The sequence below is a fragment of the Bdellovibrio sp. MYbb2 genome, assembly GCF_056175685.1.
Genome location: NZ_JBJKJI010000001.1, coordinates 1,981,480 through 2,004,211 on the forward strand (window position 1 = coordinate 1,981,480; position 22,732 = coordinate 2,004,211).

24 protein-coding genes and 1 pseudogene are annotated in these 22,732 nt (G+C 50.9%); 9 read left to right on the forward strand and 16 right to left on the reverse strand.

All coding sequences use genetic code 11. From position 1 onward, the window contains the following. Window positions 1-18 precede the first annotated feature (18 nt). Window positions 19-696: a protein-L-isoaspartate O-methyltransferase family protein gene (locus AC04MQ_RS09600; RefSeq protein WP_015091652.1), complete on the forward strand. Its 678-nt coding sequence runs from the start codon at window positions 19-21 to the stop codon at window positions 694-696. A 28-nt stretch (window positions 697-724) separates the two neighbouring features. Here AC04MQ_RS09600 and AC04MQ_RS09605 read toward each other — a convergent pair whose 3' ends face one another. The 9 genes from AC04MQ_RS09605 to AC04MQ_RS09645 all read right to left on the reverse strand — a co-directional run bounded on the left by AC04MQ_RS09605 (window position 725) and on the right by AC04MQ_RS09645 (window position 9,879). Beyond that, the gene (locus tag AC04MQ_RS09605) at window positions 725-1,048 is read right to left on the reverse strand and encodes a transcriptional regulator (protein ID WP_041577822.1); all 324 of its coding nucleotides are present in this window, start codon (window positions 1,046-1,048) and stop codon (window positions 725-727) included. A gap of 11 nt (window positions 1,049-1,059) precedes the next feature. Next, the gene (locus tag AC04MQ_RS09610; protein ID WP_041577820.1) at window positions 1,060-2,382 is read right to left on the reverse strand and encodes an OmpA family protein; all 1,323 of its coding nucleotides are present in this window, start codon (window positions 2,380-2,382) and stop codon (window positions 1,060-1,062) included. 177 nt (window positions 2,383-2,559) lie between these two features. After that, the gene (locus AC04MQ_RS09615; RefSeq protein ID WP_475391968.1) at window positions 2,560-3,201 is read right to left on the reverse strand and encodes a sulfite exporter TauE/SafE family protein; all 642 of its coding nucleotides are present in this window, start codon (window positions 3,199-3,201) and stop codon (window positions 2,560-2,562) included. Further along, window positions 3,198-4,604, reverse strand: coding sequence for a cytochrome c oxidase accessory protein CcoG (gene ccoG, locus AC04MQ_RS09620; RefSeq protein WP_015091647.1), 1,407 nt, complete (start codon window positions 4,602-4,604; stop codon window positions 3,198-3,200). Before ccoG ends, AC04MQ_RS09615 begins: the two co-directional genes overlap by 4 nt. Window positions 4,605-4,607: 3 nt before the next feature. Then, a complete protein-coding gene (locus AC04MQ_RS09625) occupies window positions 4,608-5,177 on the reverse strand; it encodes a cbb3-type cytochrome c oxidase N-terminal domain-containing protein (protein ID WP_015091646.1) in 570 nt (189 codons plus the stop codon). A 1-nt stretch (window position 5,178) separates the two neighbouring features. Further along, window positions 5,179-5,343, reverse strand: a complete 165-nt coding sequence (locus tag AC04MQ_RS09630) for a cbb3-type cytochrome oxidase subunit 3 (RefSeq protein WP_015091645.1) — start codon at window positions 5,341-5,343, stop codon at window positions 5,179-5,181. Further along, window positions 5,340-7,460 (reverse strand): cytochrome-c oxidase, cbb3-type subunit I, encoded by a 2,121-nt coding sequence (ccoN, locus tag AC04MQ_RS09635; RefSeq protein ID WP_015091644.1) that lies wholly within the window; start codon window positions 7,458-7,460, stop codon window positions 5,340-5,342. Before ccoN ends, AC04MQ_RS09630 begins: the two co-directional genes overlap by 4 nt. Next, window positions 7,457-7,612 carry a cbb3-type cytochrome oxidase assembly protein CcoS gene (gene ccoS, locus AC04MQ_RS09640; RefSeq protein WP_041577808.1) on the reverse strand — a complete coding sequence of 52 codons (156 nt, stop codon included), beginning with the start codon at window positions 7,610-7,612 and terminating at the stop codon, window positions 7,457-7,459. Before ccoS ends, ccoN begins: the two co-directional genes overlap by 4 nt. Next, on the reverse strand, window positions 7,609-9,879 hold the full coding sequence (locus AC04MQ_RS09645; RefSeq protein ID WP_235046117.1) for a heavy metal translocating P-type ATPase: 2,271 nt from the start codon (window positions 9,877-9,879) through the stop codon (window positions 7,609-7,611). The genes ccoS and AC04MQ_RS09645 overlap by 4 nt, the downstream gene beginning before the upstream one ends. Window positions 9,880-10,243: 364 nt before the next feature. On the opposite strand from AC04MQ_RS09645, the gene nirK reads away from it, so the two are divergent. The 4 genes from nirK to AC04MQ_RS09665 all read left to right on the forward strand — a co-directional run bounded on the left by nirK (window position 10,244) and on the right by AC04MQ_RS09665 (window position 13,370). Further along, the gene (gene nirK / locus AC04MQ_RS09650; protein WP_041577805.1) at window positions 10,244-11,662 is read left to right on the forward strand and encodes a copper-containing nitrite reductase; all 1,419 of its coding nucleotides are present in this window, start codon (window positions 10,244-10,246) and stop codon (window positions 11,660-11,662) included. Between the two features lie 29 nt (window positions 11,663-11,691). Beyond that, entirely contained in the window at window positions 11,692-12,438 is a 747-nt protein-coding gene (locus tag AC04MQ_RS09655) for a formylglycine-generating enzyme family protein (protein WP_475391969.1), read from the forward strand. 12 nt (window positions 12,439-12,450) lie between these two features. Continuing rightward, complete coding sequence (locus tag AC04MQ_RS09660) at window positions 12,451-13,050, forward strand: SCO family protein (RefSeq protein ID WP_475391970.1); 600 nt, start codon at window positions 12,451-12,453, stop codon at window positions 13,048-13,050. Between the two features lie 62 nt (window positions 13,051-13,112). Then, window positions 13,113-13,370 carry a DUF2249 domain-containing protein gene (locus AC04MQ_RS09665; RefSeq protein ID WP_015091639.1) on the forward strand — a complete coding sequence of 86 codons (258 nt, stop codon included), beginning with the start codon at window positions 13,113-13,115 and terminating at the stop codon, window positions 13,368-13,370. Between the two features lie 44 nt (window positions 13,371-13,414). Here the strand turns inward: AC04MQ_RS09665 and AC04MQ_RS09670 are convergent, their stop codons facing one another. After that, the gene (locus AC04MQ_RS09670) at window positions 13,415-13,930 is read right to left on the reverse strand and encodes a hypothetical protein (RefSeq protein ID WP_475391971.1); all 516 of its coding nucleotides are present in this window, start codon (window positions 13,928-13,930) and stop codon (window positions 13,415-13,417) included. Then, complete coding sequence (locus AC04MQ_RS09675; protein ID WP_475391972.1) at window positions 13,872-14,600, reverse strand: Crp/Fnr family transcriptional regulator; 729 nt, start codon at window positions 14,598-14,600, stop codon at window positions 13,872-13,874. Before AC04MQ_RS09675 ends, AC04MQ_RS09670 begins: the two co-directional genes overlap by 59 nt. Window positions 14,601-14,811: 211 nt before the next feature. On the opposite strand from AC04MQ_RS09675, the pseudogene AC04MQ_RS09680 reads away from it, so the two are divergent. After that, window positions 14,812-15,819, forward strand: a pseudogene (locus AC04MQ_RS09680) (NnrS family protein); the annotation flags it as partial. Here the strand turns inward: AC04MQ_RS09680 and nrdD are convergent. The 5 genes from nrdD to AC04MQ_RS09705 form a co-directional block, all read right to left on the reverse strand. Further along, complete coding sequence (nrdD, locus tag AC04MQ_RS09685) at window positions 15,758-17,659, reverse strand: anaerobic ribonucleoside-triphosphate reductase (RefSeq protein ID WP_475391973.1); 1,902 nt, start codon at window positions 17,657-17,659, stop codon at window positions 15,758-15,760. The pseudogene AC04MQ_RS09680 and the gene nrdD overlap by 62 nt on opposite strands. After that, window positions 17,656-18,123 carry an anaerobic ribonucleoside-triphosphate reductase activating protein gene (gene nrdG / locus AC04MQ_RS09690; RefSeq protein WP_475391974.1) on the reverse strand — a complete coding sequence of 156 codons (468 nt, stop codon included), beginning with the start codon at window positions 18,121-18,123 and terminating at the stop codon, window positions 17,656-17,658. Before nrdG ends, nrdD begins: the two co-directional genes overlap by 4 nt. 90 nt (window positions 18,124-18,213) lie before the next feature. Further along, on the reverse strand, window positions 18,214-18,858 hold the full coding sequence (locus AC04MQ_RS09695; RefSeq protein WP_475391975.1) for a Crp/Fnr family transcriptional regulator: 645 nt from the start codon (window positions 18,856-18,858) through the stop codon (window positions 18,214-18,216). Window positions 18,859-18,870: 12 nt separating this feature from the next. Next, window positions 18,871-19,572 carry a Crp/Fnr family transcriptional regulator gene (locus AC04MQ_RS09700; RefSeq protein ID WP_015091633.1) on the reverse strand — a complete coding sequence of 234 codons (702 nt, stop codon included), beginning with the start codon at window positions 19,570-19,572 and terminating at the stop codon, window positions 18,871-18,873. A gap of 41 nt (window positions 19,573-19,613) precedes the next feature. Further along, on the reverse strand, window positions 19,614-20,606 hold the full coding sequence (locus AC04MQ_RS09705; protein ID WP_041577801.1) for a hypothetical protein: 993 nt from the start codon (window positions 20,604-20,606) through the stop codon (window positions 19,614-19,616). Window positions 20,607-20,722: 116 nt separating this feature from the next. On the opposite strand from AC04MQ_RS09705, the gene AC04MQ_RS09710 reads away from it, so the two are divergent. The 3 genes from AC04MQ_RS09710 (at window position 20,723) to AC04MQ_RS09720 (ending at window position 22,691) form a co-directional block, all read left to right on the forward strand. Further along, the gene (locus AC04MQ_RS09710; RefSeq protein WP_475391976.1) at window positions 20,723-21,568 is read left to right on the forward strand and encodes an HNH endonuclease family protein; all 846 of its coding nucleotides are present in this window, start codon (window positions 20,723-20,725) and stop codon (window positions 21,566-21,568) included. A 98-nt stretch (window positions 21,569-21,666) separates the two neighbouring features. Further along, a complete protein-coding gene (locus AC04MQ_RS09715; protein ID WP_475391977.1) occupies window positions 21,667-22,398 on the forward strand; it encodes a hypothetical protein in 732 nt (243 codons plus the stop codon). Continuing rightward, complete coding sequence (locus AC04MQ_RS09720; protein WP_015091629.1) at window positions 22,395-22,691, forward strand: hypothetical protein; 297 nt, start codon at window positions 22,395-22,397, stop codon at window positions 22,689-22,691. Before AC04MQ_RS09715 ends, AC04MQ_RS09720 begins: the two co-directional genes overlap by 4 nt. Window positions 22,692-22,732 lie beyond the last annotated feature (41 nt).

The window sequence follows — 22,732 nt, forward strand, 5'->3', positions numbered from 1 at the left end:
AAGCTTGCAAGCTTAATCATGGGCTTGTCATTGGAACACTATCAACAAGGTGTCTTGAAGCGCGCATTGCCACTGTCTGAAAAAGTGGTAGAGGCTTTTTACAGTCAACCACGCCACGTCTTCGTGCCGGAATACACAGTGGAAGAGGCCTACGAAGATCATCCCTTGGTGCTTTTCAACAGTCCGCCTTTTGTATCCACTATTTCCCAACCCAGCTTCGTTCTGCGCATTCTGGATCTGCTCAAACTTGAACCCGGTCAGAAAGTATTTGAACTGGGTACGGGCAGCGGCTGGAACACAGCGATGATGGCCGAGATCGTCGGCAAAGAAGGCAAAGTGGTGTCAGTCGAAGTGATCGAGGAGCTTGCAGTGCGAGCCCGGAAGATCCTGAGCGAACGTCACCTGTCTCAGGTGATCGTTAAAGCGGGGGATGGCTTTGAAGGCGATACCGCCAACGGTCCGTATGACCGGGTTATATTCACGGCCGGATCGTCCGAGTTTCCACAGAAAGTGTTTGCGCAATTGAAGGAATCCGGATGGATGGTGTTTGTGCGTAAGACACAGGGATCACCAGATATGCTGGAGCTGATTCACAAGGTGGGCTCAGAGCCGCATGTTGTGACGTCAGTGCCTTGTTCTTTCGTTAGTGTGGTCCGGGAAAAAACGGGGCCTGATTCGAAAGAACACAGTCTTTGAATCAAGCCTCCGGTGGGTGAGCAGGGTCTCATCCCAGGAAATCATCTTTCGGTTTTCGGTCACGGTTCGCCGGAGCTTTTGGCTTTAGCTCCATCACACGTTCTTTCTTTTCCTCGTCAGCTTTCACCGGCTTTTCCTCGGGTTCATCATACAGGTGATAATGCGATGCTATTTCAGCGAACTTTTCACTGGCTTCGTCGATCGCCATTCCGACTTTGCGTTCCAGCAAATCGACGATGGACTGGGCATTGCCTTTGGTGCTTTCAAGGTCATTGTCCGAAAGCTCACGCCATTTCTGCATGAGCTCTCGTTTCAGTTCCTGCCAGCCTGGACCAGGAATTTGTGATGCCATAGGGCACCTCCTTACTCTGTTTCGATCACAAGATCAATACGACGATTCTGTGCTCGTCCTGCAGCCGTGTTGTTGTTACCAACTGGATTGTCATAACCCATTCCCACGGACTCCACTTTATCCGCGGGCAGAGTTCCCTGGGATACCAGGAAGTTCTGTACGGATTGAGCACGTTTTTCAGAAAGGGCACGGTTGGCTTCAGCGCTGCCCACGTTATCCGTGTGACCTTCCACGATCACTTTGGATGGTGTGACCCCGGCCAAAGCTCCTTCGACTTTTTTCAACAGCGCCTGATTTTTAGGTCCCAGATTGGCTTGGGCTGTTGGGAATTGCAGACCTTTCAGGCGCACCATCAGCTTGCCATTTTCGGTGAACACTTCAGCTTCGTTGGGTCTTAGCTGGCTGCGCAGCGCTTGGGCACGACCCAGCAGGGCTTGCTGTTTCTGCAGCTCCATGCGCTGACGTTCGGCTTCAGTTTGCACTGTTTGCAGCTCTTGTTCTGCACTGGAATATTCCGTGCGCAGGCTTGAAATTGTGCGCTGCTGACGTTCCGCCATCAATACCAGTTCTTCCGAATTTCCGGCGTTGACCTTGCGGGTGACATCCATCAGGTGCTGGGATTCACGGGTGGCATCCTGGGAGGCACGGGCGATGATGGCGGGATTGCGCGGATCTGCTTTGATCAGCTTTTCGGCATTTTCATACTTCATCGCAGCCATACCAAAGGACTTCGGTGCATTTTTGTCGGCACCGGCTTTTTTAGCCGTGTCCAGATTGTCTTTGGCTGTTCCCAGATAAGCTTTGGTGACAGACATGATCTCCAGCTCGCGATAGCGGCTGATGATTTCGTCTCCGCGTTTGTCAGCGGGGCTCAGGTTGCCTTTTTCAATGGCGACGGTGATCTTTTCCAGATCCTTGCCGGCTTTGTCCCATTCTTTAGGGTACAGTTTTGGGGCTCCGGCTTTCATTGCACCTTCGCGGGCATCGGTGATTTGTCTCATCGATGTACGGGCGATTTCAGCGCGGGTGTTGGCTTCGCTCAGCCAGCCGCGGGAATAGGCGACCTGTTCCAGAATATCAGCATTGGGTTTGTCTTTTTCCTTTTTCTGTTTTGCTTTTTCCAAAGCTTTGGTGGCGTCCGTGAAGTTTTCTGGTGACAGCACGTCAATTTGTTTCGAGCGGGCCTCGCTGATCATGGCTTCGGTTTTTTCAATCTCGGCCGTCGGATTGGCACTGGAAGATATTGGCTGCACGCTTGGCGGCTTGCTGGCGCAACCTGCGATAAATCCGGCAACAGCCACAGATGCTAGTACCTTATGAGTCCGGGAAACCATAGAACGCCTCCTTCATAGAAGTAAACGAATGTGTTTTAAATTCTTGATTTAACGCTAATCCCGCGGAAGGAAAGCTTACAAGGAAAACAACCCGGAACCGGCGAATCCCTGCGTACTAACAAGCAGGCTCGGCTAAGGAAAGGTCGTGTTTGTTGCGAGATGGAAATATCAACTGAACTAGTGCATCAGCATAAAGCTGCCCAAAGAATACAAACCTGCCACGATCAGCACGCCACCAGCAATGCGTTGCTGGCGAAGTCCGGCGTGTTGAATGCCTTGACGAACCATCATGGGAACAGCACTTAATGCGGGTAAACCACCCAGCCAGAAAAGACCCAGCGTCAGACCACCAGCCCACGGGCTTTGAGTGGCAATGGCCGCAGTGACGTAAGTGTAAAGCCAGCCGCAGGGAAGAAGGGCTGTCAGTAATCCCACGACAAAGCCGGACTTTCCGACATGGAAGGCCTGCAGCCTTTTGATCACACTTAAAATGGAATGAGAAATCTTATTCGCAGACAAACGCTGTTGCCACGAAGCGGGCAGAATCAGACGAGCCCCGGAACCTACCAGCACCAATGCCAAAAGTATCGCCGAAATCCAGCGCAGGGTCACAAACTGACTGTTCAGGAAAAACTGCCCCAGAGATCCCGCCAAAACACCCAACAATACATAAGAGCACAAGCGACCCAGATGATAACTTAATAAACTATTGCGAGCACTCATCAGCGTGGCAACAGGTCCGCACATTCCGGCACAATGCCAGCTGCCGAAGAAGCTGGAGGACAATATTCCCAATGCCAGAAGTGCTGATGACATCATTGTGACCTCGGTCCGACAAGAATCAGTTCGCGGCGGGTCTTGAAACCTTCCGGAGCCAGTTCGTCCTGAACATTCACTTCTGTTTTTAGTTGTCCATTTGCCGGGATCACAGATGTCGGGATTCTGACAAAGAAATACCATTCACGTGATTCACCCGGCGCCAGATGAATCGGATTTTCCGCCACCTGAACCTGGATTCCCTGGTCCAGAAGTTGTTGAGGCAAGGTCAGATTGTAGCGGGCCCGCAAGGCGCCCTGATTTTGGATGTGCAGACGGAACTGATTTAAAAGGACTTCCTGACCATCACTGTTTTTTACGTAAGAATAGGGCAGACCGGCCCCGCGAAGGACTGCGATATGCACCGGTTCGCGCGTACTGACCGCGTAAGCCAGGCCGCCAATCAAACCCGCAATCGCCAGGATGTAAATCAGTGAACGTGGTTTAGCCAAAGAGATCTTGCTGCCATCCAGAGTGTCATAGCGAATCAGCCCTTTGGGCTTTTTCACTTTTTCCATGATTTCATCACAGGCATCAATACACGCGGTGCAGGCGATGCATTCCATTTGCAGGCCGTTGCGGATGTCGATGCCAGTCGGGCAGACTTGCACGCAGCGATTGCAAGAAACGCAGTCGCCGGCTTTTTGACTGGGTTGAGTGGTGCCTTTGCGGGGTTCGCCGCGATTCACATCATAAACCACGGCCAGGGATTTTTGATCCAGCAGCACGGACTGAATACGCCCGTAAGGGCACATGATCACGCAGAACTGTTCACGGAACCATCCGAAATCGAAAAGAATGATGGCCGTGAAAAACAGCACCAGCAGGAAATAAGTCATGTTCTGGGCCGGTGAGCCTTGGGTCATTGCCAGCAGTTCACTTGCGCTTACGAAGTAGGCAATAAAACTGTGGGCAATCACAGAAGACACGACAAAAAACAGGAACCATTTCAAAGACACTTTGCGGATTTTGGTGAAGGTCATTGGTCCGTCACGCAACTGACGGCGTTGAATGTAGGTGCCTTCCACCCATTTTTCAATACGGCGGTAAACGGCATCAATGAACACAGTCTGCGGGCACGCCCAGCCACACCAGACGCGACCCCAGATCGAGGTCACAAAGGCCAGGCCCAGAGTCAAAGTTCCGACGATATAAAACAGCATCGGCGCATCGTGGGCTTTAAACAGAACCCCAAACAGAGCGAACTCGCGTTTGGGGATGTCCAGCAGAATGGTCTGATGACCATTGAAAGTCGTCCAGGGCAGGATCAGGAACACAATTAGCAAAACGATCTGAGTCCAGTCACGATGACGGCGGAAGCGGCCCCGCACTTCTGCGGGGATGATATTCAACCGGTCGCCGTGCTCATCAACACTTGTCAGCTTTCCTGAATCCAACCCTGACATAACTTACTCCACTGTCTCGACAGCCTCACCTTGAGGCTCTTTCGCGCCCGCCGGGTTGCTGCCTTTTTTGGACAGAATAAACGCCGACACGGCATAGATTTCATCTTTTTTCATGACCGGCCCCCATGGCGGCATTCCTTTTTCAGGAACCCCGTCACGAATGACCTTCACCACATCCATACGAGTGGCTTTGCCATGCATCCAGAATTTATCTGTTAAATTGGGACCAATCAAACCTTGCAGCTCCTGGCCATGGCAGGAAGCACACTTCGAGGCAAACTGCGCAGCACCCACTGCCAGTACGCCGTCTTTATCAAACGCGGCCTGCAGGGATTCTTCGGTTTCCATCGGTGACGCCGTTGCGGCCTTGGCCTGAACCTGTTCGATTTCAGTCATCGCCACTTTCAGTTCATCCTGCAAAGTCGGGCCACCCCCCAGCTCATAGTGGATGTAATAGAGGAAGGCGAAAATGATAGTGAGGTAGAAGGTCCACAGCCACCAGGTTGGCAGGGGATTATCGTGCTCGATAATCCCGTCATATTCGTGGAATTTTTCCTTGTTATCGTCGCTCATTTTATTCTCCGTCTTTCAAAGGAATCTGTTCCATGTGCGCGTAAATTTCTGAGCTGTGTTTGCGGTAAACCCAGATCAGCACTCCTACAAAGAACAGGAAGAAGATCAAAAGTCCCATCGCGGTCAGATGCGTGTCAGTGAAAAATTTCAGTCCTTCCGATTTCATTGTGCTTTTCCTTTCTGACCCAGGGACTGCAGGTAAGCAATCAGGGCCACGATTTCCTTGTCTTCAAGACCTTTTGGAGCGCCGTTGGATTCCAGATCCGCAGCGATCTCTTTGGCCTGTTTCTGAGCATAAATGTCGGCGTTCGCCACAACATCATCTGCATAAGGAACATCCAGCTGCTTCATGACGGACAGTTTTTTACGCAAAACCAGGAAGTCGGTTTTTTTGTCTGCCAGCCACGGATAGTTCGGCATGATACTTTTCGGAGTCACGGCACGCGGATCCAGCATGTGGCTGTAATGCCACAGGTTCGGATATTTCTTGCCCAGACGGGAAAGATCCGGACCGGTACGTTTTGAACCCCATTGGAACGGACGATCGTACATGGACTCTTCCACGGTGGAGGCCGCTCCATAACGCATTACTTCGGAAGCGATCGGGCGAATCTGCTGGGAATGGCAGACGTAGCAGCCTTCCTTGATGTAGATATCACGACCCGCCAGTTCCAGCGGTGAATAGGGATCTACGATGTTGTTTGGATTCACATAGCGGTGCAGGGACAGCGTCGGGTAAATCTCGATCACGGAACCCACGGCAATTGCCAGGAACGCCAGGACAGAGAACACGGCTCCCATACCTTCCAGTTTGCGGTGACCCTTGGTCAGCTCGTCATAACCGGAACGGGATACTTCAATGTAAGAATCATGTTGTTCTTTTGGAGCCAGCTTGATGGTTTTGTAGATGTTGTAACACATCATCACGAAGCCCACGATGAACAGGAATCCACCCAGAGCACGAACCCAGTACAGCGGAACGATACGAACCACAGTTTCGATAAAGTCCGGATACACCAAAGTACCGTCTTCACCGACCGCCAGCCACATCAAACCTTGAGTGATACCGGCAACAACCATGGAAGTGTAGTACAGAAGCACACCGGTCAAACCGATCCAGAAGTGGTTTTCCAGAAGTTTTTTGGAGTACAGTTCAGTTCTCCACAAACGTGGCACCAGATAATAAACCATACCGAAAGTCAGGAATCCATTCCAGCCCAGAGCGCCAGAGTGAACGTGACCCACGATCCAGTCAGTATAGTGACCAACTGCAGAGATGGACTTGATGGAAAGCAGAGGCCCTTCGAAAGTGGACATGCCATAGAAGGTCAATGCCGCCACGAAGAACTTGATCAGGGGCTCGGTTCTTAGCAGGTGCCAGGAACCTTTCAAAGTCAAAAGACCATTGATCATACCACCCCAGGACGGAGCCCACAGCATGATCGAGAAGATCATCCCCAAAGTCTGCGCCCATTCCGGCAGGGAAGTGTAAAGCAAGTGGTGCGGACCGGCCCAGATATAGATAAATACCAACGCCCAGAAGTGAATGATACTGAGGCGGTAAGAATACACCGGACGATTCGCGGCTTTCGGTACATAGTAGTACATCAGACCCAGGAACGGAGTGGTCAGGAAGAATGCCACGGCGTTGTGTCCGTACCACCACTGAACCAGCGCATCCTGAATACCCGCATAAACCGGATAGGACTGCAGGAATGTCACCGGGATCTCGATAGAGTTCACGATGTGCAAAACCGCCACCGTGATAATCGTTGCAATATAGAACCAGATCGCCACGTACATGTGTTTTTCACGGCGTTGGCGCAGGGTCATAAAGAAGTTGATCGCGAAAATCACCCACACAACTGTGATGGCGATATCAATCGGCCATTCCAGTTCCGCGTATTCTTTGGACTGAGTGTAACCCAGCGGCAAAGTGATGGCGGCAGAAAGGATGATCAGCTGCCAGCCCCAGAAGTGCATTTTGGAAAGCACATCCGAAAACATTCTGGTTTTCAGCAGTCTTTGGCTGGAATGATAAATCCCGGCAAAGATCGCATTTCCGGCAAAAGCAAAGATCGCGGCATTGGTGTGCAGCGGTCTAAGACGGCCGAATGTGATCCATTCCAGATTGGCGTTCATGGGCCAATAAGCCAGTTGCAACGCTGCGATCAAGCCAAAAAGAAACGCAGCCCCGGCCCAGATCAAGGTCGCCAGGACGAACTTTTTGACAATATCGTCATCGTAGTAAATTTTTTCGATGAGATTTCCCGATGTGTTCACGATTTTTTCCTTTCGTTTTCGTCATCTAAAATACGGTGTGCTGGTGTCTCGAGGTCATCGAACTGACCTTTGTTGGTGGCCCAGAGAAAGGCAGAGACAAAGCCTATTCCCAGAATTAATGCCATGGGGATCATCAATAAGATAATGTTCATCGGAAACCCCACAATGAAGAAAGAATGATAATGATAGAGCTGATCGGCATCAGAATCGCGGCCATCAGCGGATCAATGAACCCAGCCAAAGCCAGCAGTCCGCCGACAGTATTATAAACCAGGGAAATGCCCAGATTGCGTTTCAGAACATTCTGAGTCTGCAAAGAGATCTGCATCAGATCAAAGAAGGGCGAAAGACCCCCGCGAGTGAAGTACACATCCGCGCTGTTCAGGCTTAAGTCCACGCTGCCTTTCACGGCAATACCAACATCCGCGGCCTGAAGGCTGAGGGAATCGTTGGCGCCGTCGCCGATCATGCAGGTGTTTTTATGGCGGATCAGAATCTCTTTTTTGTCTTCAGGGAACAGTTCGCCATGTGCGTTTTCTTTGGCTATGCCACACTGGGCTGCCGCCTGATAGACGCGGCTTTTTTTGTCCCCGGAAAGCAGGAAGCAGTTCATGCCGTGTTTTTTCAGTTCTTGAACGGCTTGGGCAGAGTCTGCACGCAGTTCATCCAGGAAGTAAAGACGGCACAGGCTTTGACCCTCGCAAATCACTTCGATGGCGGTTTCATCCTCGTGAGTGCTTTCAGACAGGTGACGGATTTCATACAGCTTTCCGTCGATCAGGCCTTTCACACCTTTTCCCAGAATTTCCTGGGCTTGTTCTACGACCGGAAGACTTTCCGGATGAGGCCACGCTTTACGAAGTGCAAAGGCCAGCGGGTGGTAAGAGCGAGCTTCCAAAGCCAGAATGCGGGCTTGCAGGCGCGGAGAAATGATGGCCGGTTCAGAGTGGGATAGCGACAGATGCCCTTCAGTCAAAGTGCCGGTTTTATCAAAGAAGATGTTTTTAACTTCCAGCATGCGCTCAAGGCTGGTCGCATCTTTTAATAGAATTCCCAGACGCTGGGATTTCTTCAGAGCCAGTCCGAAAGTCAGCGGCGAGCCAAAGGCCAAAGCACAAGGGCAGGCCAGCACAATCAGCGCCAAAGAGCGGTTGAAGGCTTCCGACATATCCACACTGGCGTATGCCAGGAAGAACAAAACCGCGATAGAGAAAACAGTTATAATCAGATATTGAGCCAGGCGGTCAGTCAGTGCGATGAAGCGGCTTTTTTGCAAAGCCCCCTGATCCAGCTGCTGCAGAAGCTGACCCAGTTTGCTTTCGGCAAAAGTCACATTCATGCGGATCAAAACACCGTCATCCAGAACCTTGGTGCCGGCAAACAAAGTCATTCCGGAGGAAAAGACTTTAGGAAGGGATTCGCCGTTAAACAGCGACATGTCCAAAGTGGCATGGGACGACATCAAAGTCGCATCCGAAGGCAGGCTTTGCCCCTGTTTCAGCTTCAGCACATCGCCGGATTTTACGGAAGACCACGGGATCACGGCGGCCTTGCCACCGTCAACCCGCTCGTATTTTTCCATCTGGAAGAAGGACTTCATACGGGACGGGGACAGGTAGTTCTGCTGCACGCGTTTCAATAGATAGCGTGCGGACAGGATGAAGAACATGAAGCTGGCAGTGCTGTCGAAATAGATGTCACCATTTCCACGGATCAGGTTGGCCGTGGACAGCGCAAAACCGGAAAGCATGGCGATAGTGATCGGCAGATCTACATTGATAACTTTGTACTTCAAAGAGTTCCATGCGCCCTTATAGAAAGGCTGCGCTGAATACAATAGAATTGGCAGGAACAGCGCGAAGCTCAGCCAGTTAAATACAGTCGCCCAGCTGCCGGCAAGTCCGGCATACACCGGAATCACAAACAGCATGGTGTTCCCGGCACAGAAACCAGCCACCGCAATTCTTTTCAGGAAGCTGCGATTTTCAGACTGATAACGTTCAGCCAGATTGTCCTGGGCGGCCAGAGGGGAAGGTTTGTAACCAAGCTCAGCAATCACGTGCGCCACTTGCGCCAAGGAACCGTCATCGGCAAGTTTGACGGTGACAGTGCTTTGACCGAAGTTCACACGCGCAGTTTCGATGCGATCATAAAATTCAGGAAGTTTTTCCAGCAGGTGAACGCAGGAAGAACAGTGCAGTCCCTCTGCAAAGAACAGATAGTTAAAGTCCTGCTGTGGGTGGGAATAAAGCTTACGGAATTCAGGTTGATCCAGATAAGCGAAGGGATTTTGTTTTTCACCCAGTACCGGCATCTGTCGCACATGCAGGTCCAGCATTTCACACGCAGAACAGCAGTACACGGGTTCTGTTGTTCCCGCTCGGCAGTAGGCGCATTCGTGTAGGGTGGCTGTGCTCATAAACTCCTCGACCTGTCTCAAATATGCCTTTCTCCACCCCGCCCCGATATGATCGGCATCATGTTCCCCAAAATAGTCGCAAAATGTGAGGTGGGTTGGAGGCACAGGTGCTTCAATTTGCTGCACTTTACAGGCTATTTCTAAACTGGGACGGTCTAGAAATAGTCCATGCTACGGCATCCGGGGGATCCCGTTCCATGATCCAGATCAAATTCCCGCCGTTTGCTTCTAAAGTAACCATAATGTTATATATAACGACTAAAAAAACAGCGCAACTTTTTTGGATGATTGATGGCCGTCATGTATTTTCCGTCAGTTGTTCGCGACTATGAAGCTGCAGATGAATTCATCAAGGAGACAAAAGATGAAAGACTGGAATTATAAAAAGATACTCTTGGCAGGCTTGTTGATCGGCGCAGCTCCGGTCGCGGCAATGGCGGAAAAAATTAAAGGCGAGGAAGTGGCCGTCTTGACTGACGCCCCGGAAGTGCCACCACCGATCACTCGCAAACACGCCACTAAAGTGGTTGTGAATCTGGAAACTAAGGAAGTAAAACTGCGTCTGGCCGACGGGGTGGATTATACTTTCTGGACATTCGGAGGCAAGGTGCCGGGCAAGTTCATCCGGATTCGTGAAGGGGATCAGGTGGAATTCCATCTGCACAACCATCCTTCCAGTAAATTGCCGCACAATATCGACTTGCATGCAGTGACAGGTCAGGGTGGTGGTGCCGAAGGCTCCTTCACTGCACCGGGACATAGTTCCACTTTCAGCTTCAAGGCGCTGAATCCGGGCTTGTATGTTTATCACTGTGCAACTGCGCCGGTGGGGATGCACATCGCCAATGGGATGTACGGTTTGATTTTGGTTGAACCTAAAGAAGGTCTGCCAAAAGTGGACCGCGAATTCTATGTTATGCAGAGTGAGTTCTATACTAAAGGCAAATACGGTGCGCCGGGTTTGCAGCCTTTCAGCATGACTAAGGCGGTCGAAGAAAAAGCGGACTACGTGGTCTTTAACGGCAGTGTGGGTGCCTTGGTGGGCGACAACGCCATGAAAGCCAAAACTGGCGAAAAAGTCCGTCTGTTTGTTGGTAACGGCGGACCGAACCTGGTGTCTTCCTTCCACGTCATTGGTGAGATCTTCGACAAGGTTTATGTTGAAGGCGGCAAGCTGGTGAATGAAAACGTGCAGACTACTTTGGTTCCGGCCGGTGGTTCTGCGATCGTTGAATTCAAGCTGGACACTACTGGCACTTTCATTCTGGTCGATCACTCGATCTTCCGCGCCTTTAATAAAGGTGCCATCGGGATGCTGAAAGTCGAAGGCAAAGAGGATCATGAGATTTATTCCGGCAAAACTAAAGACGGTATCTATCAGCCCGAGGGCGGCGTGATCCAGGAAATCGGTGCGGAAGCTCCGAAGCAGATTCCAGCCAAAACTTTGGAAGAGCGTCTGGCGGGCGGGAAGCGTATTTACGATTCATCCTGTTTTGCCTGCCACCAAAGCAATGGCCAGGGTTTGCCGGGTGCGTTTCCTCCGCTGGCGAAATCCGACTTCCTGAACAACAGCAAGGAAAAGTCCATTTCTGCGGTGATCCACGGTCTGGAGGGTCCGGTGAAAGTGAACGGCAAAGAATTTAATTCTGTTATGCCGGCACAGATCCTGTCTGACGAAGATGCGGCGAACGTGCTGACTTATGTATACAGCATGTGGGGCAACTCGAAGAAAGTGGTGACTCCGGCGGATGTTAAAGCTGTCCGTGCAGCAGGGAAAAAGTAAGCGTCAACGAATCAGTAAGGAGGTTGAAAATGGACGGAATTAAACAGGGTCTTCTGATCGTGGCCGTCCTTTTCGTCAGCCTCAGTGCCTTGGCGCTGAATCAAGTGGTGATCCCCGGCGGAGAGTTCAAGATGCCGGCCCGGCTGAATCAGAAAAAACAGACGGTGGCCGCCTTTCAAATGGACCTGCATCCGGTGACCAATGCCGACTATCTGGAGTTTGTGAAAGCAAATCCCCAGTGGCGAAAATCCCAGGTAAAAAAGATTTTCGCTGATGCCAGCTATCTGGATTATTGGAAGAACGATCTTCATTGGGAAGACAAAGTGTCCGGGCAGTCCCCGGTGGTGCGAGTCAGCTGGTTTGCGGCACGTGAGTACTGCGCGTGGAAAGGTCTGCGGCTGCCGTTGACCAACGAGTGGGAATACGTGGCGTTAAGTCCCTTTAAAAATGACGCCGACATCAAGGCTTTGATTCTGGAATGGTACGGGCGGGGGGCGGAGTGGCCCTTGCCGAAAGTTCAAAAAGGAAGTGCCAACCGTTTGGGTGTGTATGACATGCATGGGTTGATCTGGGAGTGGGTTGAAGATTTCAACACGGCTCTGGTCACCGGTGAGTCCCGCGCTGACGGGGGGCTGGATAAAAACCTGTTCTGTGGTGCCGGGGCTTCCGGTGCAGCAGACCCGGCGGATTACGCCGCTTTTATGAGATTTGCATTTCGCAGCAGTTTGCAAGCCCGATACACTGTTCAGAATCTGGGCTTTCGCTGCGCTAAATAACAGGAGTGATTTATGAAACTGTCAAAAGTACTGCCCATTGGTGTTGTTCTGCTGATGGTGGCAATGGCCCAGGCCAATGACCATCATCATCATCACGCCGCCCCCGCGGCCGCGGAAAAGAGTCCGGCTTTAAGCGAGGACTCAATCTATAATTTGAATTCATCCTTGCTTGATACTGACGGGAAGAAAGTGAATCTGGAAAGCCTTCGAGGGAAGCCCGTGGTGATTTCCATGGCCTATACCAGCTGTGTGTACACTTGCCCCCTGATTGTGGCGCAAATGCAGCAGATTGAAAAAGCCCTGCAGGCCAAAGGTAAAAAAGACGTGCGCTTTGTTCTGGTCAGCTTTGATCCGGAAAAAGACAAGCCCGCGGTGTTAAAGGCCTTTGGTAAAAAGAAAGACCTCAGTGGACAGTGGAGCCTGCTGACTTCCAAGTCTGACAAAGAACCACGCGAAATCGCCAGTGTGCTGGGAATCAAGTACAGCAAAGTAGAGGGCGGCGACTATGATCATTCTTTCATTATCACTGTGCTTGACGCCGACGGTGTTCCACGTGGCCGCCAGGTGGGTGCTGCGGGGGATCCAAAAGATCTGATAAAATTCATCCCTTGATCCTGATCAAGGCGGGCGCTGAGTTTTCATCCTAAATTGGGGTAAAACAAAGGAGTGATTCCATGAAAGAACTAGTCATTGAAGCTCAGAAAATTGAACCAGCGACCCGCCATTCTTTTATTTTCGAAAGTTTTGACAAGCTGGAAGGCGGCGACAGCCTGCTGATCGTGAACAACCATGATCCGCTTCCGCTGCTGCGCCAGTTCGGTGAAGCCCGTCCCAATCAGTTTGTTGATGAGTATCTTGAAAAAGGTCCGGCGGTTTGGAAGCTGCGCCTGACGAAAAAGAAAAAAGAAGGCTGCTGCGGTTTCTGCGAGTAGCCTGAAACAAGCCCCCTGTTGCGCCCGCGACAGCGCAACAGGGATCAGCTTAACAGTTTTTCACACAAGACAAACAGACACCCATCCTCTTTGGCGATATGCCGGCGAAGCAAGCTTTCATAATCGGCCTTTAATACTTCAAAATATCCCGGATAGATCTTTCGCATGTCAGGATTTACCAGAATCTTCAAAGCTTCGGCTAACTCATGACCCAGTTCATGCTCATCCATCGGAAGACTTAAGGGACTTTGTGGGTTCAACCAGTTGAAGCTGGCGTAAGCACAGGCTTTGGGGAAGCCTTCTTCATACAGCTTTCGCAGATGCTGGCGGGGGGCTTCCTGCGGATTTAAATCCAGTTCCATGCCCCGGAAATAAGTGCATAACGGTCCGCCTTCGCGCAGCAGCGGGTGACCCGCCACTGCGGGGAACAATTCCTGTTCCTCGAGGGGATGATGCACTTTTTCGACGAAATGGATGATTTCCAGAATGGAAACTTGTTCTTCAAACATTTTCAGGATGATCTGATGTTCCTGTCGCAGTTTTTCGAGAAGGGCGTTCACTTTCCACCTCCTTCAGGGCTTGGGGATCCAGAATTTCAATATGATGGTCCACAGTGCGGATCCAGCCTTGTTTGGTCCATTGGCTTAAAATGCGGATGACGGTTTCGCTCTGGGTGCCGGTACGATCGGCAATATCCAGTCGGGTCAGGGGAAGCTGAATATAGGTTTTGTTCGAATCTTGGCGATCCAGCAGGCGCAGTAAAAAGTCCGCCACTCGATAGGGAGCCAGTTTGTGGGATTTGCAGATGTCATTCTGGAACTCCAGAAAACGCTCGGAAATCTGACGGTTCACCTTGCGGCGCAGTTCCGGGATCAGCATCAGGCGGTCAAAGAAGATGCCGATGGGTATTTTTAGCAGAGTGCTGTCTTCATTGGCGACCGCAGAAGTCGGGTAACGGGGCTGCGGCAGGCCGGCCATGGCAACGCCCAGGAATTCACCCTGGCTTAAGAAATTAAAGATTTTCACCGCTCCTTTTTCGATGGACTCCTGAATTTTGAATGATCCATATAGCACCAGATAAATGTGTTCTATGGGCTGGCCTTTTTTGAAAAGGATCTCGCGATGAGAAATGTGAATCAGCTCAAAATAAGGGGACAAAGAACGAAGATCACGGTCGTTCAGGTGGCACAGAAAGTCTTGTTTTTTTAAAATGGCAATAATGTCTTTCATAGGACCCTCTTACTTAGAATGCGGTGCTTTCGCAGGTAACAACATGATCCGGATCAACTTCGCCACTTTTTACCCAATATTGATCCCGATCATGTGATCAGCCGTGGAGTTGGAGTAGTTTGATTCTGAGACCCGCGAAGGGTGAAATGAGGCAGTTATGAGTACGACTTCAATGGATGCTTACCGGTATTTCTTTCCTGCAGGATGGGTGATGGCCATCTGGGGAGTTTTATTGTGGATTTTGTTCCCGTGGAATCTGGTTTCCTATCCGGGACTTCATCATCCGGAAATCATGTCCGGTGGATTCTTTCTTTGTTTTGTGGCGGGCTTTTTAATGACGGCGGCTCCGCGATTCACCAACACTTTTGGCCCGACTGCGGGTGAACAGAAAGTATCGTTGTTGCTGATCGGTGTGTTGTTCGCATCCCTGCTGCCAGCAGGCAAGACCCTGTTTTATGTGAGCGTCACTGCGCTTTTCGTGTTTTTGATTTTCTATATGGCCCGCCGTTTTTTGAATCGTAAAAGCAATCCGCCGGATTCATTTCTTTTTGTCGGTGTGGGTTTAGGGGCGGGGTTGTTGGGCTGCGTGGCTTTACTGGCCGGTGAATTCATCAATATTCCAGGTCCGCTGTATTCTTTGGCACGCACCTTCTTGTTGCAGGTCTATGTTCTGTGTCTGGTGATGGGTGTGGGCAGCCGTTTGATTCCCGCACTTTTGGGCTGGGCTCCGCTGCCTACTGAAGCTGGCAAAGCAGCACCGCGGATTAAACTGTTCTCGTCGCTGGCGGTTCTGTTTGTGGCAAGCTTCGTTGTGGAAGTGCTGGTCAACGCGCAAGCCGGTCAGATTCTGCGCACAGCCGTCATGGCTTATATCGTGTTTTCTTTCTGGAAGCTTCATCGTTTTCCGCAACGCCGGGCTTTTCAAAGCTGGTGGTTGTGGGGTTCCGCCTGGTTGATGTTTGTGGGACAGGCCGCAACCGTATTTGTTCCGTCCTTCCGGGTGCATTTGCTGCATGTGATTCTGGTTTCAGGTTTGGGTCTGATGACCTTCATGATCGCAACACGCGTGACTTTGTCCCATGGTAAGCATGACATGATCATAGAGAAAAGCTCCAAGGGTTTGTTCCTTGGAGCCTTCCTGATGGCGCTGGCCGGACTTACACGCCTGTCGGCGGGTTTTGCTCCGCATATCTATCAGTCCCATCTGGTGTATGCGGCATATACCTGGATTCTGGGGCTGCTGGTGTGGGGCTGGATTTTCCTGCCAAAGATGATACGCGTGAAGGAGTAGGGTGATAGAAACGTTTTGCCGCCTCAGTCTGGCGTGCCTTGCTGAAGGCGGAAACACGTTTCAAATAACCAATGACCCGGGTGGCGTGATCAACATCGTGGCTTCCACAGTCGCTGCATTTGTACAGCGTTCTTTTGTCGATATGTTCACAGGCGTTGCAAATGGTGATTTTGATATTCACACACCAATAGTTGCAGCCCGACAATGCCGCCGCACGGATCAGTTTTAAGAAACCTTCGGCGGTCAGCCTTTCTTCCAAATTAAGATGTAATGCGGATCCACCATCAAGGTACTGCATCATCTCTTTGCCGTGCAGATCCATCTTGTCCAGAGGATTCACGGAATCATTTTCTACCACATAGAAATAGGAATTGTAGCAGTCCCGCGGGACGAACAATCCGTCCTTGCGGTCCCACTGGGCGTTTTTAACCCCCAGATTTTCAGCCGGCACAAATTCGGTGTTGAACATATAGCCATAAGTTTGACGGGCTTTGCGGTTGGCATCATAAATCACTTTCAGCTTTTCGCGCACAAAGTCCTTGTACGGGCCGGAATTTTCGACGCTCAGCCCGCTGAATTCAGCGGCTTCCACCATGCCGTTAATTCCGATCGTCAAAAATTGCTTGTTCAGGGAAATGAATCCGGCAGTGTAGGCCGTCAGCAGTCCGGCTTCAAAGTATTCCTGCATCAGCTCACGATAGGCGACCTGATACTTTTGCACCTTGTCCACCATCTCGGCCAGATCCAGGTTCTTTTGAACCAGGCGGTTCATGTTGATGGTGATAACATTAATCGACCCCGTGGCAACACCTCCGGCCCCCAGGGAATAGCTGAAGGTGTTGTCGGAAATCTCGTTGCGCAGGCGGCAGCAGCTGGCCAGACTGTCCGCGGAATCACTCATGTACATAAAGAAGCTGTTGCCGCGGCTGAGTTCTTGCGCGCACATGGTGGCAAAGGCTGTGTCCCGCGGACCTTGTTCATCAATCAGCATGGCGGCGGTCACCACAGGGAAAGTTAGAATCGCTTTTTTACGTTCTTCGTTGAACCAGGACATGAAGTGCGCCTGAAGTTTTTCAACGCTGTCCCAGCGGGGCAGATCACCATCCGGGAATACAAAGTCACCGAACAGGGATTTGAAATAGTATTCATCATACGCAGAAATATTCCAGAAGACGGACTGGTATCCACGGGCAGCTGCGGGTTGGTTTAAAGCATAAACCACGTGCTGCAGGTGATTATTGATCAGGCGTTGGTGGGTTTTCAAATAGTCATCACCATAGTCCTTGCGGGCAAAGTGATCGAAGTACATCAGCCATTCCACCGTGGCGACGGCCCCGGCAAACTGGGCAGACACGGCAAAAACCAGATTCACAAAGCAGCCACAGAAGCTTTCCAGATGTTGGGGGGCTTTGGATTCACCGCCCAGATCGCGCAGACCTTGCAGCAGCAGAGGATACATGGAAATGGAAGCGCAGTAGGGCTTTAGCGATGTTTCATCATGAACATAGATTTCATGACTTTCGATCTGGCGTACATATTCGGCGGAAAGCTCGGGCCCGAACAATGCGGCGATTTTTCCGGCGACCAGGCTGCGGTTGATCTGGATATTGATGTCCTTGTTGATCTCTGCCTCCAGCGTCGCAATATTCTTTAAAGTGACGTTGGCGTTGGCGTCCAGTCTGGAACCTTCCGCGGCATTGGCGGCGGATTTGTACTGCTGGACGAAGGCGATCTTTTTCTGAATTTGTTCTTCAGTGAGTCTGATCATAGGGAGGGCTCCTTTGTGTTGTGTTGAAAAAGATGATTTAGAATTTTACCCGTGCGCAGATCCCGAAAGACCTGGTTTGTTGTGGGGGAATCAAGGCCACCCAAAGCGCGGACCCAGGGGCCGGTCTTCAGGTAATCAAGACCTTCAAGCAAACGAACTGAAACCTCGGTCAGGCCCGTGTAAAGGGACGTGTGAAGATGATTGTGATGGCAGACTTTTAAAAACTGACAGAGCTCGGCTTCATGCCATTCTCCACCCAGAAACAGAACGCAAGTGATCCGGCCACGGTAACGTGTGATCAGCTGCTGCAGCAGTTCCGTGGTTAAAGGCGTGCCGGTTTTTTCAGTCCATAGCTCGGGGGAATGGCAGCCCGGGCATTTCAACGGGCAGCCACAAACATAGAACGCCAGGGACACATGATCCGGCACTTCCTGGAAGACGATGTCGTACTTGTAGATGTTCACTGCAAGCCTCCCGATACAACAAGGATATCGGGCCGGACTTTCGTGGCATCCCTAAAAAGGGGAAAGGATGATCGGCATCATCCTGAAGAATTATTTGGAGCTTTGCAGAATTTGAATCTGTTTGTGATTCATCTTGATCTGGCCGTCATTTTCAAGTTCCGCCAGGGCACGTGAAAATGTTTCGGGTCTGAGTCCCAGCATCAGGGCCACTTCGTGCTTTTTGCCGCTTAATTGCAGCAGATCTTTGTTCTGCTCGGATTGCAGTCGGCACAGATAAGTCCACACGCGTTCTTTTGCGGAAGGTGTGTTGATGTTTTCAATGACGTTATTCAGGTTTGCCATCCAGCGGACCAAAGAAGCCACCACGGATTGATACAGCAGGGGGTTCTTGTCCAGAATGGCCTGCAGGTCTTTTTTCGGCAGATAAAGAACTTCGGTGGGTTCTGTGGTTGTGGCGGTGTCGGCTTGACGATCCTGCCCCAGCAGACTGCCTTCACCAAAAGTTTTTCCGGCACTCAAAAGGCCCAGAACAATTTCTTTTCCGGCAGGGGAGATCTTGGAGATCTTCACCACACCTTTGGTGATTAAGAACAAACCTCTGGATTCTTCTTCCTGCTCAAAAACCAAAGCATTCTTGGCAAAGGTTTTTTTCTGAATCACAGAAAGGATTTGTTCAGTGACGTTTTCTTCCTGAGTGGAGCAGATCGGACAGTTGTCGATAAAGCGTTTTTCCATAACAACCTGCCGTTAGCGGATTTCCGCGCGATCGCGCAGTTTATCTTTGGACAGAATGCGGATGCTGCGACCATCAGTCTGGTCAATCAGGCCGTCTTTTTCAAATTGCGACAAAGTGCGGATGACGGTTTCAGGTGTCGTCCCGGCCCACTGGGCGATTTCACGGCGGGTCCAGTTCTGATGGGCGAAATGATCTTGCAGGAACAACAAAGCTTCGGCGATACGCTCGGAAGCTCCTTTGTCCATTTGATCCATCCATTTTTCTTCAGCCAGACGCAGGTCTTTGGAGATATGGGACAAAAGTTTCATCGCCAGATCAGGATGATTTTTGAAAATGTTCATGATCTCGGCTTTGGGAACAAAGCAGAGTTCACAGTCTTCCACCGCGACGGCAGAAGCGTGATAAGGCTCGTTGGCAAACAGCGAGCGGTAACCCAGGGTGCCGCCAGGACCCACCAAACGCAGAGTGTGCGCCGCGCCCGAGGCGGACGTCACTTCCAGTTTTACCAGGCCGGACTGAATGGTGAAAATTCCCAGCGGATCGTTGCCGGAATAGAAGATCATCTGACCTGCTTTAAAGCGGCAGGAAACGCGCGCCTTTTCCACCATAAGCAAAACATCCGGATTGGAGCACAGGATGCTATCAAGGCGGTTGCCACATGTTTTGCAGTTTTCTGGGGTGGATTGAGGGCTGCATTCTTTTTTGATCGACATAGGGGCAGTCTATCAGAAAAAGCCTTTTTCGTCATGAAAGTTTATTGATACTGCAGCAGGGCTGAGTGCAACAAAAGGCTGTCATCGAGACCTTGGAACAGGGGCGTATTCAAGCGCTGGGCCGCACTGTGAGCTTCCAGCGGCAATTCCCAGATTTTCAGGCTGGACTCGTACAAACGCTGAAATTCAGCTTCTGTGGCCTCTGAAAGTGCCTCAGTCATGGCCAAGCCTTCACGCCGTTTGAAGTAGCCCAAAAGTACGGCCTTGAAGGTTTTAAGCAAATGCAGCGGGAAAGAGTTCATATCTGACATCAGATACTCAAACTCCTTTTTAAAGACGGCATCGGTTTGCAGCATCCCCTGAATGTCGTGGAAACCAAACACCACCATCAAGCGGCGGCTGAATTCAATTTGTGCGCGGGCCTTCACGGGATCTGCAAAAAAATGATCCGCGTGAATCAGGTCATGCACAATGAAACCCAGAACATCACGGCCTTCTTCGACGAATTCCTGCATTTCCGTCAGATCCTGCAGCATCGAAACGCAGCGTTGCCCTTCGGTCTGCATGCTCAAGACCTCTTTTGGTGTTGGGACATAGGACAGCAGACGCAGCGGGTACTGGCCGTTTTCCCACGCCATCAGTGATTGCGCGACGGACAGTGGAATAGAGCGCCAGCTGTGGGCACAGAAATAGCTTAAAAGATCGTCGGGGCGCTGAAAGCGGGCCAGGGACTTGGCCTGACGCAGGTCTTCAGGAAGCTCTTTTTGCAGCAACTCGAAAAAGGTCTGACAGCTGATTCGTGAATTGACCGGAAGGGTTGCCAGCGGCTGGTTGTGCGGGCCCCCCAGAAAGTCTTTCGGGCGGCGCAAAAAGCTGAATATCAAAATGTAAATTGCCGCGATTTCCGCGTCAGACAAGGATTTGCTCTGCCACAGACGCATGAAAACCTGCAGGCACTTGTGGGCCAGCGGGCTTTGTTTTTGGAGGAATTCGTCTTCCAACAGACGATGGCGGAATCGGCCGACGCGTAACATAATTGGATTTGTAGCGGAGCCGTTAACAGAAGTCTAACAAATAAACTCTTTGCCAAGGCCCCGAATCCCTTTTCTAATAAGGAAACAACGATGCTCTAAAAGGATTTGGAGACTTCATGAAGAAAACGTTTCTTGTGATGATGTTGGTGGCCACCTCGGGAATTTCAAAGGCCCTGGCAGAAGAAAATCTCGCCAACCCCCGTTTCGATGACTATTACACAGTCAGGGAATCCCTTTCTGCTAATTCTGAAAATTTCACGGGCCCCTGGGAAGCAGCTCAAAATCTGCTGCACGAAAACGAAGAATTTTTCACTGAACTGCGCAGCCGAATTTATTCACTGGTGCGTTTTGATCATCACACCGATGGATATGGAAATGTCGGGGAACGCTACAATCGCGCCAAACACTTCGGTGGCTGGCTGAATGATCATCGCGATGAAAACTGCTACAACACACGCGCCAAAGTTTTGATGCGTGATTCAGATGTGCCGGTGGATTTTGCCTCTAACGGTTGCACGGTCTCCACGGGGAAGTGGCAGGATCCGTATGGGGATCGTCAGTATTCCCGCGCCAGTGACATTCAGGTTGATCACTTCGTTCCGCTGAAGAATGCTTACATCAGCGGAGCCCACAAATGGAATCGCACGAAGCGCTGTCTTTATTCCAATTATCTGGGCAATGAATTCCATTTGTTGTCGGTCTTTGGCAAAGAAAATCAGTCCAAAAGCGACAAAACTCCGGAAGGCTACATGCCACCGAATCCGGCCTATCGTTGTCAGTACCTGGTGCAGTGGTTGAAAGTGAAAATGATCTGGTCCCTGGGGTTAACACCACCTGAAAAAGACACCGTTTTACGACTGGCCAGCGAGAACCGCTGTGATTTGAATGAATTCGTTTATAGCGAAGCCGACCTTCAGAATCAGCGTCAATTTATGAGTGATAATATGGCTCTGTGCCAATAGGCTCGCTCTGAGAATATGGAAAGATTAAGAAACCAATAAGGAACGGATTTCGGCTTGAAATCCCTTAAATCCGCGGTCGGGGTGCCGATAAGAACCCCATGAAAACAGTTGTTATTTTACTGGTCCTCATTGCAGCCTTCGGAGCAAAAGCGCAGGAAAGCTGCCCTCAGTCCAAAAGCACGGTCAAGGATCTGCAAAGTATTTGCGACGAACTTAATAAATCCAATCAGTCTCACTGCAAAGTGAATGCGCCGGCCAAAACCGATGCGGTGCCAGCCATCACCTATGGCATCTTAAGTGCCTCGGGCAAGATGAAGTCTCTGTTTGAGAAAATGGAAGGCATGCAGAAAGCCTTTTTGGCAGAGGCGGGTGGCTGTCCTGGCGGCTGCTCACGCATCAATGCGCCGGTGGTTGAGATTGCCACACAGCCCACCGCAGTGGTGAAGCACGCATCGTGTCCGGATCAATACACGGCCCTGAAGCTCAGTTCTTCAGAGCAGCAGCGATTCGCCATCGGGCAGAGCGGGGACTATTTCAAAAAATCATTCCGGATGCGTGCGGATTCTAAAAAGTGTCAGGAAGCGGCCACCACTTATGCACAGGAAACATTGATGGGTGAAAATGAACTGGGTTCTTTTCTGGAAGACTCCAAGTGCAAATCACCGTGTTCGTATTCCTCCGTCATCCGCCTGAAAACCCAAAGTACGGGCAAAGGCGAGTGTGCGGTGGATCTGGAGTTGGCAGTGCAGTGCGGTTCTCCGAAAAAGGATCGTGAGTGGCAGACTCAAGCCAAGCTGACCAAAACTTTCAGCTGTGAGGTGGCACAATGATGAGAACCCTGTTGATTGCATTGGTGATGTCGGCGTCGGTGGCTCACGCCAAAGTCTGCAAGGACTCAGATCAGGGCCTGATTCCTGAATCCGCAGGTAAAGTCATTTATTCACTGGGTGATGAAAACTGCCTTGGGGACAGCTGCTATCGTCAGGTGGTGAAAGAATTTGATCGATGCCTGGATTCGCAGAAACTTTTGGAGTTTGCGTGTCAGCAGGGCGAAATCATCGAAAAAGAAATCCTGTGCGCGCCTGACCAGGCCTGCCGCCAGGGAGCTTGTGTCAAGAAATAGCGGAATTGGACTCGGAGCAAAATCGCACCGGGTTTTTCCGG